Origin of the sequence: Streptomyces sp. NBC_01335 (assembly GCF_035953295.1) — a bacterium.
GTDB lineage: Bacteria > Actinomycetota > Actinomycetes > Streptomycetales > Streptomycetaceae > Streptomyces.
This window is the reverse complement of sequence record NZ_CP108370.1, coordinates 7,249,101-7,263,552: the sequence shown is the minus strand read 5'-3', so window position 1 is coordinate 7,263,552 and position 14,452 is coordinate 7,249,101. Positions and strand designations below refer to the sequence as shown.

14 protein-coding genes and 1 pseudogene are annotated in these 14,452 nt (G+C 71.6%); 8 read left to right on the top strand and 7 right to left on the bottom strand.

Features of this window, described 5'->3' with window-relative positions:
• Nucleotides 1-87: 87 nt before the first annotated feature.
• The 4 genes from OG599_RS30990 to OG599_RS30975 all read left to right on the top strand — a co-directional run bounded on the left by OG599_RS30990 (nucleotide 88) and on the right by OG599_RS30975 (nucleotide 4,234).
• Entirely contained in the window at nucleotides 88-663 is a 576-nt protein-coding gene (locus OG599_RS30990) for a TetR/AcrR family transcriptional regulator (protein WP_327180253.1), read from the top strand.
• Between the two features lie 240 nt (nucleotides 664-903).
• Nucleotides 904-1,917 (top strand): SPFH domain-containing protein, encoded by a 1,014-nt coding sequence (locus OG599_RS30985; RefSeq protein ID WP_327179278.1) that lies wholly within the window; start codon nucleotides 904-906, stop codon nucleotides 1,915-1,917.
• Nucleotides 1,914-2,909 carry a hypothetical protein gene (locus tag OG599_RS30980; RefSeq protein WP_327179277.1) on the top strand — a complete coding sequence of 332 codons (996 nt, stop codon included), beginning with the start codon at nucleotides 1,914-1,916 and terminating at the stop codon, nucleotides 2,907-2,909. Before OG599_RS30985 ends, OG599_RS30980 begins: the two co-directional genes overlap by 4 nt.
• 275 nt (nucleotides 2,910-3,184) lie before the next feature.
• Complete coding sequence (locus OG599_RS30975; protein ID WP_327179276.1) at nucleotides 3,185-4,234, top strand: MFS transporter; 1,050 nt, start codon at nucleotides 3,185-3,187, stop codon at nucleotides 4,232-4,234.
• A 354-nt stretch (nucleotides 4,235-4,588) separates the two neighbouring features.
• Here OG599_RS30975 and OG599_RS30970 read toward each other — a convergent pair whose 3' ends face one another.
• Nucleotides 4,589-4,720, bottom strand: coding sequence for a hypothetical protein (locus OG599_RS30970; protein WP_327179275.1), 132 nt, complete (start codon nucleotides 4,718-4,720; stop codon nucleotides 4,589-4,591).
• 169 nt (nucleotides 4,721-4,889) lie between these two features.
• On the opposite strand from OG599_RS30970, the gene OG599_RS30965 reads away from it, so the two are divergent.
• Nucleotides 4,890-5,639: a DUF4232 domain-containing protein gene (locus tag OG599_RS30965; protein WP_327179274.1), complete on the top strand. Its 750-nt coding sequence runs from the start codon at nucleotides 4,890-4,892 to the stop codon at nucleotides 5,637-5,639.
• A 244-nt stretch (nucleotides 5,640-5,883) separates the two neighbouring features.
• Here the strand turns inward: OG599_RS30965 and OG599_RS30960 are convergent, their stop codons facing one another.
• Entirely contained in the window at nucleotides 5,884-6,780 is an 897-nt protein-coding gene (locus tag OG599_RS30960; protein ID WP_327179273.1) for a LysR family transcriptional regulator, read from the bottom strand.
• 131 nt (nucleotides 6,781-6,911) lie between these two features.
• On the opposite strand from OG599_RS30960, the gene OG599_RS30955 reads away from it, so the two are divergent.
• The 3 genes from OG599_RS30955 to OG599_RS30945 all read left to right on the top strand — a co-directional run bounded on the left by OG599_RS30955 (nucleotide 6,912) and on the right by OG599_RS30945 (nucleotide 10,379).
• Entirely contained in the window at nucleotides 6,912-8,096 is a 1,185-nt protein-coding gene (locus tag OG599_RS30955) for a CaiB/BaiF CoA transferase family protein (RefSeq protein WP_327179272.1), read from the top strand.
• A gap of 16 nt (nucleotides 8,097-8,112) precedes the next feature.
• Nucleotides 8,113-9,402 carry an SLC13 family permease gene (locus OG599_RS30950; protein WP_327179271.1) on the top strand — a complete coding sequence of 430 codons (1,290 nt, stop codon included), beginning with the start codon at nucleotides 8,113-8,115 and terminating at the stop codon, nucleotides 9,400-9,402.
• Nucleotides 9,403-9,740: 338 nt separating this feature from the next.
• Nucleotides 9,741-10,379: a hypothetical protein gene (locus OG599_RS30945; RefSeq protein WP_327179270.1), complete on the top strand. Its 639-nt coding sequence runs from the start codon at nucleotides 9,741-9,743 to the stop codon at nucleotides 10,377-10,379.
• Between the two features lie 17 nt (nucleotides 10,380-10,396).
• On the opposite strand, the pseudogene OG599_RS30940 reads toward OG599_RS30945, so the two are convergent.
• The 5 genes and pseudogenes from OG599_RS30940 to OG599_RS30920 form a co-directional block, all read right to left on the bottom strand.
• Nucleotides 10,397-11,108: pseudogene (locus OG599_RS30940) on the bottom strand (IS5 family transposase); the annotation flags it as partial.
• A gap of 162 nt (nucleotides 11,109-11,270) precedes the next feature.
• Nucleotides 11,271-11,774, bottom strand: coding sequence for an N-acetyltransferase (locus tag OG599_RS30935; protein WP_327179269.1), 504 nt, complete (start codon nucleotides 11,772-11,774; stop codon nucleotides 11,271-11,273).
• A gap of 93 nt (nucleotides 11,775-11,867) precedes the next feature.
• The gene (locus OG599_RS30930; RefSeq protein ID WP_327179268.1) at nucleotides 11,868-12,299 is read right to left on the bottom strand and encodes a hypothetical protein; all 432 of its coding nucleotides are present in this window, start codon (nucleotides 12,297-12,299) and stop codon (nucleotides 11,868-11,870) included.
• A gap of 84 nt (nucleotides 12,300-12,383) precedes the next feature.
• Nucleotides 12,384-13,049, bottom strand: a complete 666-nt coding sequence (locus OG599_RS30925; RefSeq protein ID WP_327179267.1) for a M15 family metallopeptidase — start codon at nucleotides 13,047-13,049, stop codon at nucleotides 12,384-12,386.
• 123 nt (nucleotides 13,050-13,172) lie between these two features.
• The gene (locus OG599_RS30920) at nucleotides 13,173-14,441 is read right to left on the bottom strand and encodes an MFS transporter (RefSeq protein WP_327179266.1); all 1,269 of its coding nucleotides are present in this window, start codon (nucleotides 14,439-14,441) and stop codon (nucleotides 13,173-13,175) included.
• Nucleotides 14,442-14,452 lie beyond the last annotated feature (11 nt).

Sequence of the window (14,452 nt, the reverse complement as noted above, 5' to 3'; positions counted from 1 at the left end):
ACGCACGACAAGCAGGAGAAACGGGAAAATCCGGACCCCGAGGCACCGGATACGGCAGCACCCTCACCCCGGTCACCTAGGTCGAAAATCACACCGGAGCGGGCCCAGGAGCTGTACGCGGCGGTGCTGGAGCTGCTCCGCGAGAGCGGGTACGAATCCCTCACCATGGAGGGCGTCGCGGCACGGACCCGCTGCGGCAAGTCGACGCTCTACCGCCAGTGGGGGTCGAAGCCCGAGCTGGTCGTCGCGGCACTCCACAGCACCCGGCGCGGATCGCTCACCCACATCGACACCGGCTCACTGGCGAGCGACCTGCTGGCCGCGGCGCGGGCGATCGGCGAACGCTCCGGTCTGGACACCACCCTGGTGCACGCCCTGAGCCACGCCGCCCTGCAGAGTCCGGAGCTGCTCTGCGCGATGCGCGAGTCCCTCGTGCTTCCGGAGATCGCGGCGATCGAGGCCATGGTCCGCAGGGGCCACGAGCGCGGCGAGATCGCTCCCGACTGCGCGACCGCCGAGTACGTGGCGGCCCAGCTGTTCGGCATGGTCCGCGTACGACCACTGCTCGACTGCCGGCACGCGGACGCTGAGTACCTCGTGCGGTTCACCCAGAAGGCCATCCTGCCCGGGCTCGGACTGGAGACACCCCCCGACGAGCCCTGACCCGATCGTGGGCCGTCCGTCCCAGCGGAGGGAGCGGCCCACTCGCGTCGCACCGTGGGGACGGGGGCGGCGCACCCCGACGGCCGGCGACTTCCACCGAAGACGCCGGCCGTTCGCGTACCCGGAACATCCCGGCCGAGGCACCCCCCAGCCCATTTTCGTCCCCTTGACGATATCCCCGCGCCCCCTTATCGTCATCCATTGTCGTCACCCTGACGAGAAACGGAAGGGGTCGTCCTCATGGCCGACATCACCCGGCGCTTCGGCTGGCGCCATCTGCGCTCCGCGCCCACCGCCCACATCCGCCACCACAGACGCGGCACGCTCACCCACGACGGCCCCGGACTGAGCTTCTGGTACCGCTCGCTGAGCGCCGCGCTCTCCGAGGTACCGGTGGACGACCGGGAGCTGGCGATGGCGTTCCACGCCCGTACCGCCGACTTCCAGGACGTGACGGTGCAGGCCACCGTCACCTACCGGGTCAGCGACCCCGCGATGGCGGCGGCCCGGCTGGACTTCTCGGTGGACCCGGACACCGGGGTGTGGCGCGGCTCCCCCCTCGACCAGATCGCGACCCTGCTGACCGAGACCGCGCAGCAGCACACCCTGGACGCGCTGGCCCGCACCCCGCTCGCCACCGCCCTCGTCGACGGGGTGGCCCTGGTGCGCGAGCGGGTCTCGGCCGGCCTCGCCGCCGAGCCCCGGCTGCCCGCGACGGGGATCGACGTGGTGGCGACCCGGGTCGTGGCCATCCGCCCCGAGGCCGAGGTGGAGCGTGCCCTGCGCACCCCCGCCCGCGAGCAGATCCAGCAGGAGGCCGACCGGGCCACCTACGAACGCCGCGCCGTGGCGGTCGAGCGGGAACGCGCCATCGCCGAGAACGAGCTGGCCAGCCAGATCGAGCTCGCCCGCCGGGAGGAGCAACTGGTCGACCAGCGGGGCACCAACGCCCGCCGGGAGGCCGAGGAGAAGGCGGCGGCCGACGACGTCCGGGCCCGCGCCGAGGCGTCCCGCGCGGTGCGGCTGGCCAAGGCCGAGGCCGAGTCCGTACGGGAGACGGGCGCGGCCAGGGCCGACGCCCAGGCGGCCTGGCTGCGCGTCCACGCCGAGGTCGACGCCGCCACCCTGCACGCTCTCGCGGCGACCCGGCTGGCCGAGAACCTGCCGCACATCGACAGCCTCACCCTCTCCCCCGACGTGCTGACCGGACTGCTCGCCCGCCTCGGCCGCCCCGGCGGCGGGACCCCGGCGTGAGCCTCGCCCCCCGGGCCGTCCTCGTGCACCGGACCACGGAGTACGAGGAGTTGCTCGCCCGGCACGGTACCCACGGCCAGGCGGCGTTCTTCCTCTCCACCCGCGGGCGCTCCCTGGACGAGGTGGCGGCCCGCCACCACCGGACGCTCCGGGCGCTGGCCGACGTGGCGTCCGCCGTACCGCTCACCTGGCGGCGCTCCCGGGTGGAACGCGCCGACCTGGACCGCTTCCTCTTCGCGCCGGAGGACGTGGTGATCGTGGTCGGCCAGGACGGACTGGTCGCCAACGCGGCGAAGTACCTCGCCGGCCAGCCGGTGATCGGCATCGACACCGAACCCGGGCGCAATCCCGGTGTGCTGGTGCGCCACCGCGTACGCGACACCGGAGCCCTGCTCCGCGCGGCGACCGCCCCCGGGGCCGGCGGCCGGGCGGACGAGCTGACGATGGTGGAGGCGGTCGCGGACGACGGCGAACGGCTCGTGGCCCTCAACGAGATCTACCTCGGCCCCCCGGGCCACCAGACCGCCCGCTACCGGATCGGCCCGGACACCGCGGCCGCCGCTCCCGCAGGTTCCGGTGCCGGCTCCGCTCCCGTCGGGGCCCGTACCGGTGCGGGTGCTGGTGCCTCTCCCGTCGGGGGAGGTGCCGGTTCCGGTGAGGCGCAGGCGTCCTCGGGCGTCCTGGTCGGCACCGGTACGGGCGCCACCGGCTGGCTCCGCTCCCTCTGGCAGGAGCGCGGCAGCACTCTGCGGCTGCCCGCGCCCACGGATCCTCGGCTGCTCTGGTTCGTCCGGGAAGCATGGCCGTCGCCCGTGACCGGAACCTCCCTGGTCGCCGGGGAGCTGGGGCGCGGCCAGGGGCTGCGGCTGACGGTGGAGTCGGACCGGATGGTGGTGTTCGGCGACGGGATGGAGTCCGACGCGGTGGAACTGACCTGGGGCCAGGCCGTGCGGCTCGGCATCTCCCCGACCGCGTTGCGGCTGCTGGGCTGAGCGCGCCGGCCCTGCGGGGCGCCCCGCACCGCCCGGTGGGGCGGACCTGTCGACGCTGCCCTGCGGGGCGGACCTGTCGACGCCCCGTTCGCCAACTCCGTTCGGCTGGGGGGAAGTAGGGTGCCGAACACTGTGGTGGGTTCGTCGAGGGGGACGTCATTCATGGTCTGGGGCCCAGCCGGAGTGCTGAAGGACCGCAACGCCCGCATCTATCTGGCGGGGGTGCTCGTCTCCGGGTTCGGCGACTCGGCCATGTCCCTGGCCGCAGAGTCTGGGTGAAGGAACTGACCGGCTCCGACGCCCTCGCCGCCCTGGTCACCTTCTGCGCCTGGGCCCCGGCCATGGCCGGGCCGCTCATCGGCACCCTGGCCGACCGGGTGCGCCGCCGCCCTCTCCTGATCGCCACCTGCCTCGCGCTGGCCGTCGTGATGACCGCGCCCCTCGCCGTACGCTCCCCGAAGGACGTCTGGCTGCTCTTCACCGTGCTGGCGCTGGTGGGCGTGGGCAGCGTGCTGATGGACGCGGCGGAGGCGGCGCTGATCGCCTCCGCGATACCGGCCGAGTCGCGGGGCGACTTCAACGGCCTGGTCCGCACGACGGTCGAGACCACCAGCCTCATCGGCCCGCTGGCCGGCGCGAGCCTCTTCGTCCTGGCGGGCGGACCGACCGCCGCCCTGCTGGACGCGCTCACCTTTCTGCTGGCCGCCGCCGCGTTCATCCTGATCCGGGTCGACGAACCCTCGCCCATGAGGACGGAGCGCGCCGGGTGGCGTCCGGCGCACTGGGCCCGGGAGACCGCGGACGGGGTACGCCACCTGTGGCGCCACCCCGCTCTGCGCCCCCTGGTGGTCGCGGGCGGCTGCGCCATGGCCTCCTCCAGCCTGAGCAGTTCCGCCAACTACGCCCTCATCGACCACGGCCTGCACCGGGCCGCCGCTTTTGTGGGTGCGCTCACCACGGTCCAGGGGCTCGGGTCGGTCGCGGGCGGGCTGGCGGCCGGCCCCCTGTTGCGCCGGCTGCCCTCCCGTACGGTGTCGGCGCTGGGACTCGTACTCTTCGCCGCCGGGGTGTCGGCGCGGGCGACCGGCTCCCTCCCGCTGGTCCTGGCCGGGGGCCTGCTGGTCGGTCTGGGGCTGCCCTGGCCTCTCATCAGCGCCATGACGTCGGTCCAGAAGGAAACCCCGGGCGCACTGCTCGGCAGGGTCGCCGGTACCGCCGGGACGCTGGTCTTCGGCCCCACCGGACCGGCCGTCCTGCTGGGCACGTTCAGGTCACCGTCTTCGACCACCGGGTACAGCTCCTCGCGGCCACCGCCCTCGCGCTGACCACGGCGGTGACGCTCCTCACCGGGGGCCGGGGGCGAGCCTCTGGGGCCTCCGGGGCCTCTGGGGCGTCTGGGGCCTCGCGGGTGGATGCGGCTCCCGGCGGCGCCGACCCGGCTCTCCCGCCGCAGCGGCCCGACGTGCCGGCAGGGTCGGATCAGGACACGGATCACGTCTGACGTGTCTCATGGACGCCGCCCACCGCGACAGGTTCGGCCCCGTCGCATTGCGCGGCGGGGCCGGACCCGGGTCGTGGCAGGTCAGGACTGTCGAGAGGCCGTCCCACGGTCCGTGGTGCGTACGTCCCGCACGAGCAGGCAGGGCACGGAGAGAGTGGGAGAAACGCGGGACGGTTCGTCAGGTCTGAGGCTTCTTGCCGTGGTTGGCGGGATGCTTGCGACGAGCCTTCTTCTTGCGCCGGCGCTTCGAGGACATGGCCACCTCCAGCAGGATCGGGACCGTCGGGGAGCTGCTTTCCGACCGCTCCATGGTCCCAGGACCGGGGCAGCGGCGCGATTCGGCGCCGCCGGTGGCCGTGCCGGACCGGCCCCGCCCTGGCCTGGCCCCGGCCCCGGCCGTCCTTCCCGTTCCGGTTCCGATTCCGGACCTGTTCGGCACGGAAAGGTTCGGACGGCGCGGGACCGAGCAGGCGTGAGACATGGACTCTCCTACGCGTACCGCCACATCGTCCGACCTCCGCTCCCCCACTCCGAGGTCCCGCACGCGTCCGCCGCGTTCCAGCGGGTTCCGTCGGTTCGGCGTCGTCCCGGTCCTGGCGGCCTCGATCGCCCTCGCCGCCGTCGGATGCGGCAGCAGCAACTCCACGTCGTCCGAACCGGCCGGCGCGAGCAGCTCCATGGCGGGTGGCGCCACACCCGAGGCGCCGGGCGTCTCCGCCGCACCCACGGCGGACAGCTCCTCGGCTTCGGCCGCCGACCCCGCCCCCTCCGGGCCGTCCGAGCCCGCCGCGCCCTCCGCCGACGCCGGAGCCGGTGGGGCGAGTGCGTCTCAGCGGTGCGCCGCCGAGACCCTGACCATGAGCCTCGCTCCCGCCGACGCCGGTGCCGGCCAGGTCTACTACCGGCTCACGTTCACGAACACGTCCAAGGCGGCGTGCACGTTGACGGGTTACCCCGGCGTCTCGCTGATCCGGCGCGACGGCAGTGCGGTCGGCGTGCCGGCCACGCACGAGGGAACGGCCGGTACGCGTACGGCGATCGGCCCCGGCGGTACGGCCGAGGTCACCCTCCACACCACCAACGAGGGCGTCTCCGACTCCCCGTGCTGGAGCCGTCCCGACTACCTCAAGGTGTACCCGCCGGGCTCCACCCGGGCGCTCACGCTGCGGACCGCCCAACCCCTGGTCTGCGGCGACCGTTTCACGACGACCGCCGTGGCGAGCGGCTGACCCCGGAGCACCGGGGCATCCGGGGCCGTCGCCTTCCGGGCCGCCCGCCGGCGGGAGAGCCAACGGCGGGCGGTGCGTCCGGATGTGGTCTGGCGACGCATCGGAGAACGAGAACGCCCGTCCGGCCGGGGGCGGGCCTCAGCCCGGCGGCCTTCACGCCCTGGTACGACGGGGCCTACGGTTCGTGGGTCACCCCGAGCGCGGTCCACGGGTGTCCTGCCCGGCTGCCGATGCGGTGGTCTTCCTACTGCCCGGCTCCGCCTCCCGACAGCTCGTCGGCGCGGGCGGTGATGAGGCGCCGTACGACGATGGAGGAGCGGGACGGCTGGCTGTCGGTGCGCTGCACCAGGCTGACCTGGACCGGCTCGGCGTCGGAGAGCGGCAGCCAGGTCAGGTCGCCCGCGGGTTGCCGGGTGTCGAAGCGGGCGAGTAGTCCGATCCCGGCACCCCGGGTGACCATGGTCTGCACCGTACGCGCCGACATCGCCTCGACCATCACCTGGGCCTTCGGAAGGTGTTTGCGCAGCCGTTGGTGCAGGACGGTGCCGGGTCTCATGGTGACGATCGGCCAGTGATCCAGGTCCGCCCAGGCGACCTCGCGGCGCCGGGCCAGCGGGTGGTCGGGCAGGGTGTGGACGCCGAGCGGCGCCGTCATGAGCCGTCGGCGGACGAGTCCGCCGGGTGCGGGTTCGTCGGGCGTGGTGACCACGCCGAGGTCCAGGTCGCCGCTGAGCACCGCGCTCTCGATGTCGCCCGAGGGGCCCTCGCGTACGGAGAACCGCAGGCCGGGGTGGTCCGCGAGCAGCCGTCCGACGACCGGGGCGACGATCGTCTCGACGGTCACCGAACCGCCGCCGATGGACACCCGGCCCTGATAAGTCCCGTTGGAGGCCAGCGCCGCCTCGCGCACCGCGTCCTCGGCGGCCACGAGGCGGGTGAACGGGCCGATCAACGCCTCACCGGCCGGTGTGGCGCGCACGCCTCCCGGGCTCCGGGTCAGCAGGACGACGTCCAACTCCTCTTCCAGCACGGTGAGTTGCTGTCCGATGGTGGGCTGGCTGACACCGCAGGCCGCCGCCGCCGACCGGAGGGATCCGGTGCGCAGCGCGGCGAGGAAGTACCGGGCGCGTTCGACTCGCATCGACCCATGTTATTGCCGTTGGCTTTCACCGGATCCAGAGGGCGACATCTTCCCGCAGCGTTCGCACCACGACATCGTGACGCGGGTCACGCATCGCCGTGACGTGCTGATTGCTCGTGAAAGGATTTTCCGTGCCCGGACCCCTCAATGGCGTGCGTGTCCTGGACATCTCGACCGTCCTCGCCGGCCCCCTGGCCTCCTCCCTCCTCGCCGAGTTCGGCGCCGAGGTGATCAAGGTCGAACAGCCCGGTACCGGTGACCCCGCACGCGGCTATCCGCCGCTCGACGACGACGGAGTCTCCGCGGGCTGGGCGGTCGTCGGCCGCAACAAGTCCAGCGTGACGATCGACCTGCACCACCCGGAAGCCGCCGTCCTCGTCGGCCGGCTCGCCGCGACGGCCGACGTGGTGGTCACCAACTTCCGGCCGGCGACCCTGCGCCGGTTCTCCATCGACTTCGACGATCTCGTCGTCCACCGGCCCGACCTCGTCATGGTGCACGTGAGCGCGTTCGGGCGCACCGGTCCCTACGCGGAACGCCCAGGCTTCGCTCGTGTCGCGGAAGCCTTCGCCGGGCTGACCCACCGCACGGGGTTCCCCGACGGCCCGCCGGTGTTCGCGGGTTACCCGGTCGCCGACGGGGTCACCGGGATCTACGCGGCCTTCGCGGCGATGCTCGCCCTGCGCCAGCGGGACCTGACGGGCGAGCCGCAACTGGCCGACATCGGGCTGTACGAACCGCTGCTGCGGATGATGGAGGACTTCATCGTCGACTACGGCGCGACCGGCGAGGTCCGCGAACGCCAGGGCAACGAGAACCCGCACATCAGCCCCAACAACCTGTACCGGACCCGCGACGGGCGCTGGCTGGCCCTGCCCGCGTCGACGGAGCAGATGTGGCGCCGGCTGGTCGTCGTGATGGACGCGCCGGACCTCGCGGTGTACGACACGATGTCGGCCCGGATCGAGCACCGCGCGGAGATCGAGGGCCGGGTGGCCGCGTGGGTGGCCGACCACGACCTCGCACCCCTGGCCAAGCTGCTGGACGAGGCGGGGGTAGCCTGCGGACCGGTGAACTCCGCCGCCGACATCTGCGCCGACCCCCATGTGCGGGAGCGCGGATCGGTGGTCGAGGTGACCGACGAGCACGACGGACGTACCCGCCTCGTGCAGGGCTCCGCCGGACGGTTCTCCGGATTCGGCCAGATCGTGGACCGCAGCGCGCCGCATCTGGGCGAGCACACCCGTGCCGTGCTCGGCGAACTCGGCCTCGGCCCCGCCGCCATCGACGACCTCGCCGTCCGCGGCGTCATCTGATCCGGGGGGCTCACAGATGTCCATGGCCGACGTCTCCATCGTCGTTCTCGTCGCGCTCTTCCTGGCGACGCTCGTCCCGAGGTTCAACATCGGGCTCGCGGCCCTGCCGGCCGCCTTCCTCGTCGGTCTCGCAGCCGATCGCACCGCGGACCAGGTGACGGCGTTCTTCCCGGGCGACTTCTTCGTCCTGCTGGTCGGGATCACGGCGCTGTTCGCCGTCGCCCAGATCAACGGCACGCTCGACTGGCTCCTCGACGGCGTGCTCCGGCTGGTCGGCGGGCGCGCGCTGCTGGTCGCCCTGGTGCCGTTCCTGATCGGTGCCGTGCTGACGGCGGTCGGCACCCTTCCGGCCGCCGCAACCGCCATCGTCGCGCCCATCGCGCTGGGGCTCGCCGCGCGGTACGGGATACCTCCGTTCATCGCCGCCGTCCTCGGGATCACCGGCATCATCAGCGGACTCCTCTCGCCCCTCGCCGTGTTCGGCACCAGCGCCAACCGGCTGGGCGACAAAATGGGGCTCGGCCTGCCCGGTTCCGCGCCGGTCAGCTTCTTCCTCGGCGGACTGCTGGCGGGCCTCGTCATCTGCGCCGTATGCCTCGTGGTCGGGTTCCGTACCGGCACCATGCCGCGCGGCCGGCTCACGCCGGTCGGCGAGCCGGACACCGAGGGGACCGCCGCCGAGGAGGCCGTCGGCGACGGAACCGCGGGGCGCACACCGCAGCCGGTCTGGGGCCGCTACCTCACGCTCGGGTGCCTGCTCGCCGTGGTGGTGCTGTCGGTCGGCTTCGACATCAACATCGGCTACCTGGGACTCACCGCCGCGGTCGTCCAGCAGTTGGCGCTCCGGCTGGAGCCGAATGAGATCATCTCCCGGATCCCGTGGAACATCGTGCTGCTCATCGGTGGTCTGCTCACCTATGTCGGCCTGATGCAGGACCTGGGCGCTTTCACCCGGATCAGCGATCTGCTGCGGGTGGACGGCTCCCCGATGCTGAGCCTGCTCGTGCTCTGCTACATCGCGGGGGTCACGTCCTTCGCCGCGAGCTCCATCGCGGTCTTCGCGACCACGATCCCGCTGGTCCCCGCCGTGGTCGCCGAGGGCGCTTCGCCGGTCGGCGCCGTCCTCGCGGTCGCGCTGGCCTCGATCCTGGTCGACATCAACCCGCTGGGCATCACCGGCGGCCTGATCCTCGGTGCCGCGAAGCCCGAGGACCGTACGCCGCTCTTCCGCCAACTGCTGCGGTGCGGGCTCGTGTCCGTGGTCGTCGGCCCCGCGCTGGCGTGTTTCGCCTTCGGCTGGTGGTGACGCTGTAGCGCTTTGGCGCGGCCGAGGCCGAGACCGTCGGGCAGGGCCCGCCGCGAGGCACCACCGACGACCAGGTCGGAGCGTGCGCGCGGCGGGCTCCCGGCGTTCGCGCCGTGGGGGCCGGAGGGAGGCGGCAAACAGCGCAACACCGTCGAACGGTGCATCGACAAGATCAAGCAGTGGCGCGGCCTGGCCGCCCACCAGACACGGCCTACGCCAGGACCGCCACCATCTGCCTCGCCGGACTCCATCTCGCCGCCCTCTTCATCGGTCAGCGAGGTGACTACAGCCGGGCTGCCTCAGAAGTCGTCTCCTTTGGTGGGGATAGAGTCACGCTCATGGCGAGGGGGCTGTGGCAATCAGGGCTGGATGACTGGTACGGGCCCGGCACCCGGGTTGTGCAGCGGGTACGGGGTTACCGGCCGAACCGGCGAGGCCAGATCAAGTTGGCACGCTGGCTGCGTGTATGGCTCCTGAGGGGGCTGTGTTGTGCTGGGCTCAGTGCCGTCATCGTGATGGCGGTGGATCCGTGGGCCGGAGGAGTCGAGCGCGCCCTGGTATGCGCCTTGGTGCTGGCTTTGGCGTCGTTCCTGTGGCGTTGCTCGCTGATCAGAGTGGTACTCCGGCCAGGAGAGATTGCTCGTTATGGCGTGTGGCGCCGCGTGGTGGTGCCCTGTTCTGACGTGAAGGAGTTCCATCGCAACTCGTGGCGGGGTGGCCTGGTTCTGCAGACTCACTCCGGGGAGGAGGTCGACTTCCTCTGGTTTGACACATCCTTCTGGGACGTACTGTATGACTTCTCCAGCGTCTGCGCTGATGCCATGTGGTCTCATACGCGGGCCGCGTCAGCGAGCACGCAGGCCGAGGCGCCTTCCGGCCTTCAACGGCGCTTCATTTGGTCGTCGGTTGCTGATCTCTCGGCGGCCGCTGCCGCGGCCTCCCTCGTTCTTGCCGTGCTTGCAGCAGTTCGTCGCTGACCAACCTGCTGGCACACCAGCCGTCGGTGGCCGATGAAGGTTGCTGCTATGCCGACAAAAGCGAGGAAGCGCTCGGGTTTTCGTTCGTAGCGGCGGTGGAGGCGTCGGCAGCCGGCCGGCCACGAGACGGTTCGTTCGACGACCCAGCGGTGGCGGCCGAGCCGTTGCGAGGACTCGACGCCCTTCCGGGCAGTGCGGTGGTGTATGCCTCGTCCACGGAGCCATCGCCTCAGACGGTCGTAGTCGTAGCCCTTGTCGGCGTGTGGCTTCGCCGGTCGCCTGCGGCGCGGGCCGCGGCGGAAACGGATAGGCCACATGCCGCGGATGAGTGGTTCCAGGCCCTGACCGTCGTGCATGTTGGCGCCGGAGATGCCGAGTGGCAGCGGCAGTCCGTTCCGGGCGGTGACCAGTTGGATTTTCGATCCCAACTTGCCGCGAGCGGCCGGATTCGGCCCTGTCAGAAGCCCCCTTTTGCCGCTCGGACGCCGACCGAGTCGATCGCGCACCGCGACCGGTCCAGCTCACCCCGCGCCCCCAGTTCTTCCAGGACCACACGGTGGAGCCGGGCCCGAACCCCGATCCACGCTCCACTGGGCGAACCGCCGGTAGACCGCCTGTCAGGCATGGCCGAACACCGGCGTGAGTGCCGCCCCGTACAGCCCGAGGCACCACCCGCCGGAACGACACCCACAACTCGTCCGGCACCAACCGCTCAACCAGACCCGTCATGCACAGACCAACGAGCGCGCACGCCACAAGAAGCGATGGGAATGGGATCGCATCCCCGAGCTACCAGGAGGCCCTGCTTTCACGCGCGGAGACCGCCGCAGTCACCCGATCGAGACTCCCGTTCGATCGACAGCCTTCGAGATCGGTACGGGCAACAACCACTCACGTGTCGGGATGCTCCGGCAGGGCGAGCCAGTCCGACCAGGAGATCTCGCGGCCAAGGAAGCGCGGCTGCTCGAACGGCCAGTCGGCGGCGATCCACTGCGGCACCAGCGCGTCGAGGGCCTGCTCGACCTTGCTGCCCACCACCTCGTCCACCACCCACCAGGAGATCTCGCCGTCCGCGCCGGCCCTCTCCGGTGGGTCGATGTAGACGCAGCCGAGCAGAGCTGTCTCCGCCGCGTCGAACAGCGCGTAGTTGAAGGACTGGTGTGCGGCGATCTCCTTCTCGTGCCGCAACAGGTCGGCCTGGTCGGCCTCGTAGGTCATGGTGGCCGCGGGCCAGCCCCAGGCCGGGCCGAAGATGGCCCACAGCCGGTCGCGTGAACCCATCACAGCCGGATAGTCGAGCGGGGTGTCTGCCTCCCGGATCGGCCGCAAGTGATGACCACCGCCCGGCAGCGGTACCAGGACGGGGTGGACGAAGTCATCGGGAAGCCAGCTCATTGCGCCCGACCGTAGCAGCGCGCGGCCGTCCGCTCCCCTGGTTTTTCCCCGTATACCGCCAGGCCCTGCTCTCATGCCGGGCAGGGCCCGCGATCACCCGATCGAGACTTCCGTTCGATCGACAGACTCCATGATCGGCATGCCCAACGGCTTCTGAACCCATCCCTGGTCGAGGTAAACCGTCCAGGTGTCTCCCACTGCCTTGTGCAGCTCAACCAACGCCGCAGCGTCGGCGATGGCTCCTGGGGCGTCGGACAGTCGCAACGGGGAGTCCGGGACGCTGTTGCGGGTGTAGACCGGCAGTTCGCCGTTGCAGGTGAAGGCGTGAAGCGACGGGGGAGCATCGTTGAACCACGCGGGACAGTTCTCCTCGGCCCATGCAGCCGCGGCGTCGACACGATCCACATGCGCCAGTAGATGCGCAGGAGCAGGCCCGCCACTGAACTGTACGAGGAGGCCACGAGCGTCCACTGCCCACCAATCCCACATGAATCCCGGACGGGGGTGCCGCAGGATTGTCGTCATGCCATCACCGTATCCAGGCCGGACAAGACCGTTGAGGGTGATCCGAAGGAAACGGCCTGGCGGGCGTGGGAGGCCCCGGGCCGTTCAGGCCTCCTCCGCCAGTTCCTTCGGGCCGTAGAGTGCCGCGGCCTCGCCCGAGCCGAGAGCCCAGTACCGGTCGCCGAAGGACCAGTGCCACCACTCGGTGGGGTAGTTCACCAGCCCCGCGGAGGTGAGCACGGAGCCGAGCAGTTCCCGGTTGGCGCGGGCCTCGGCAGTGATGTTGGCGGCGTGGGTGTAGCAGGCGCCGTCGCTCTCCTCGGGGTTCGCGTTCATCCGGGTGCCCAGGTCCAGCTCGCGGCCCTCGGTGTCCGCGAGGGTGAGGTCGACGGCGGCACCGGCGCTGTGCGGGGCGATGTCGGGCGGGGACACGTACCGGCTGGCCGCCGAGTGGATCCGCGCGGCGGACCAGTCGGGGTTCTCGGCCCGCAACTGGTCGGCGTACTCCTCGAAGTACGCGCGCTGGAGCGACGGGGGCCGGTAGCCCTCGACGAACAGCAGTCGCAGGCCTTGCGGGAGCAGCAGTGTCTGGGCCTTCACCAGCCGCTCCAGCACGCCTTCTCGCAGATGCGCGAAGGCGTCCGCCGGATCCTGCTTGCGGGTGTCGACCAGCAGTCGGCCGTCCCGGCGGACGTCCACGAGGGGTTCCCCGCAATCCGCGACGGGTATGGCGGCAACGGACGGATCCGACATCAGGACGATCTCATTCATGCGGTGATCATCTCGCACGGTGTCCGCCTCGGTGGACTGGGGGATCTTTCGCGGAACGCCGCCACGAACAGCACTCGAAACGGAGGCGCGCCCCTCTGCGGCCGGCAGGCGCAGGGCGTGTCGTCACAGTGCCGTCCGCCGGGGCAGTTCGGCTCGCCGTACCGCCCCGGAGGCCAGGGCAATGACCACGCCCAGGCCGGCGAAGACGCTGCAGCCGACGAACACCGGGGCGGCGCCCCAGGCGCCGATGGCGGCGCCGACCAGCGGGTAGCTGAGGGGGGCGAGACCGACCATGGTGAGCATGACCACAGAGGTGACGCGGCCGAGATGGGCGGGGTCGGCCGCGGTCTGTATCAGGGCGCTGTCCAGACTGCCGAAGACACCCGCGCTCAGTCCGATGACCGCTGCCAGCACTACCGCGATCCAGAGGGCCGGAACCAGTGCGATGGTGGCCGCTCCCGTGCAGCCCACGAGCAGCGTCCCGGCCAGCATCAGGCCGGCACGGGGCAGTCGGCCGGTGACGACGAGCAGGGCGGCGCTGACCGCTGCTCCCGCGCCGAAACTGCTGACGATCCAGCCGTAGCCGGAAGGCCCCCAGCCTCGCTCGGCGTTGAGGAGGACCAGGCCCACGCTGAGGGTTCCGGTGAAGCCGAGCTCGCAGATGGCTCCGGCGGCGACGAGCGGACCGATGAGGCGGTGACGGCGGATGTAGCGCAGGCCGTCGAGGAGGTCCTTCCATGGTGTGCCGGGTCCCGGCTGCTGTGGGCCGTGCTCCCCGAGGGGCTGCGTCCGTATCGTCAGCAGGAGCGGCAGGGACAGCGCGAAGAGGAGGCCCGCGACGGTGAAGGCGGCCGGGGCTCCCCCGAGTCCCATGGCCAGACCGCCGATGGGCGGGCCCGCGATCTGGCTCAGGCGCATGGACAAGGAGCGCATTCCGGTGACCCGGGCGAGCTGGTCAGGGCTCGTGATCCTCGCCGGAAGGACCCCGATCGCGGGTACGAACAAGGCGTCGACGGCACCGAAGACGAGCGCCACCGCGACCAGGATCCACAGGGCTGGTGCGCTCAGCGCGATGACAGCGGCCACCGAGAGGATGAGGAGGCAGCGCAGCGCGTCGCTGCCGAGAATCACCCGGCGTGGGTCGATCCGGTCGGCCAGCACGCCCCCGCCGAGCATGAGCAGTGCTCGTGGCAGCGCCCCGGTCGCCATGACCAGACCGACTTCGGCAGGACCGGCAGCCTTCTGGGCCGACCATGCGAGGGCGACGAAGTACACGCCGTCTCCGACGAGGGAGGCGGTGTACGCGGTGAGCCAGCGCAGCACGTTGCCGTCGCGGTAGGCCGGTGTGGCGGCGCGTCGGGGCAGGGCTGTCCGTATCTCCATCGGTGCCATGACGGGGCTCC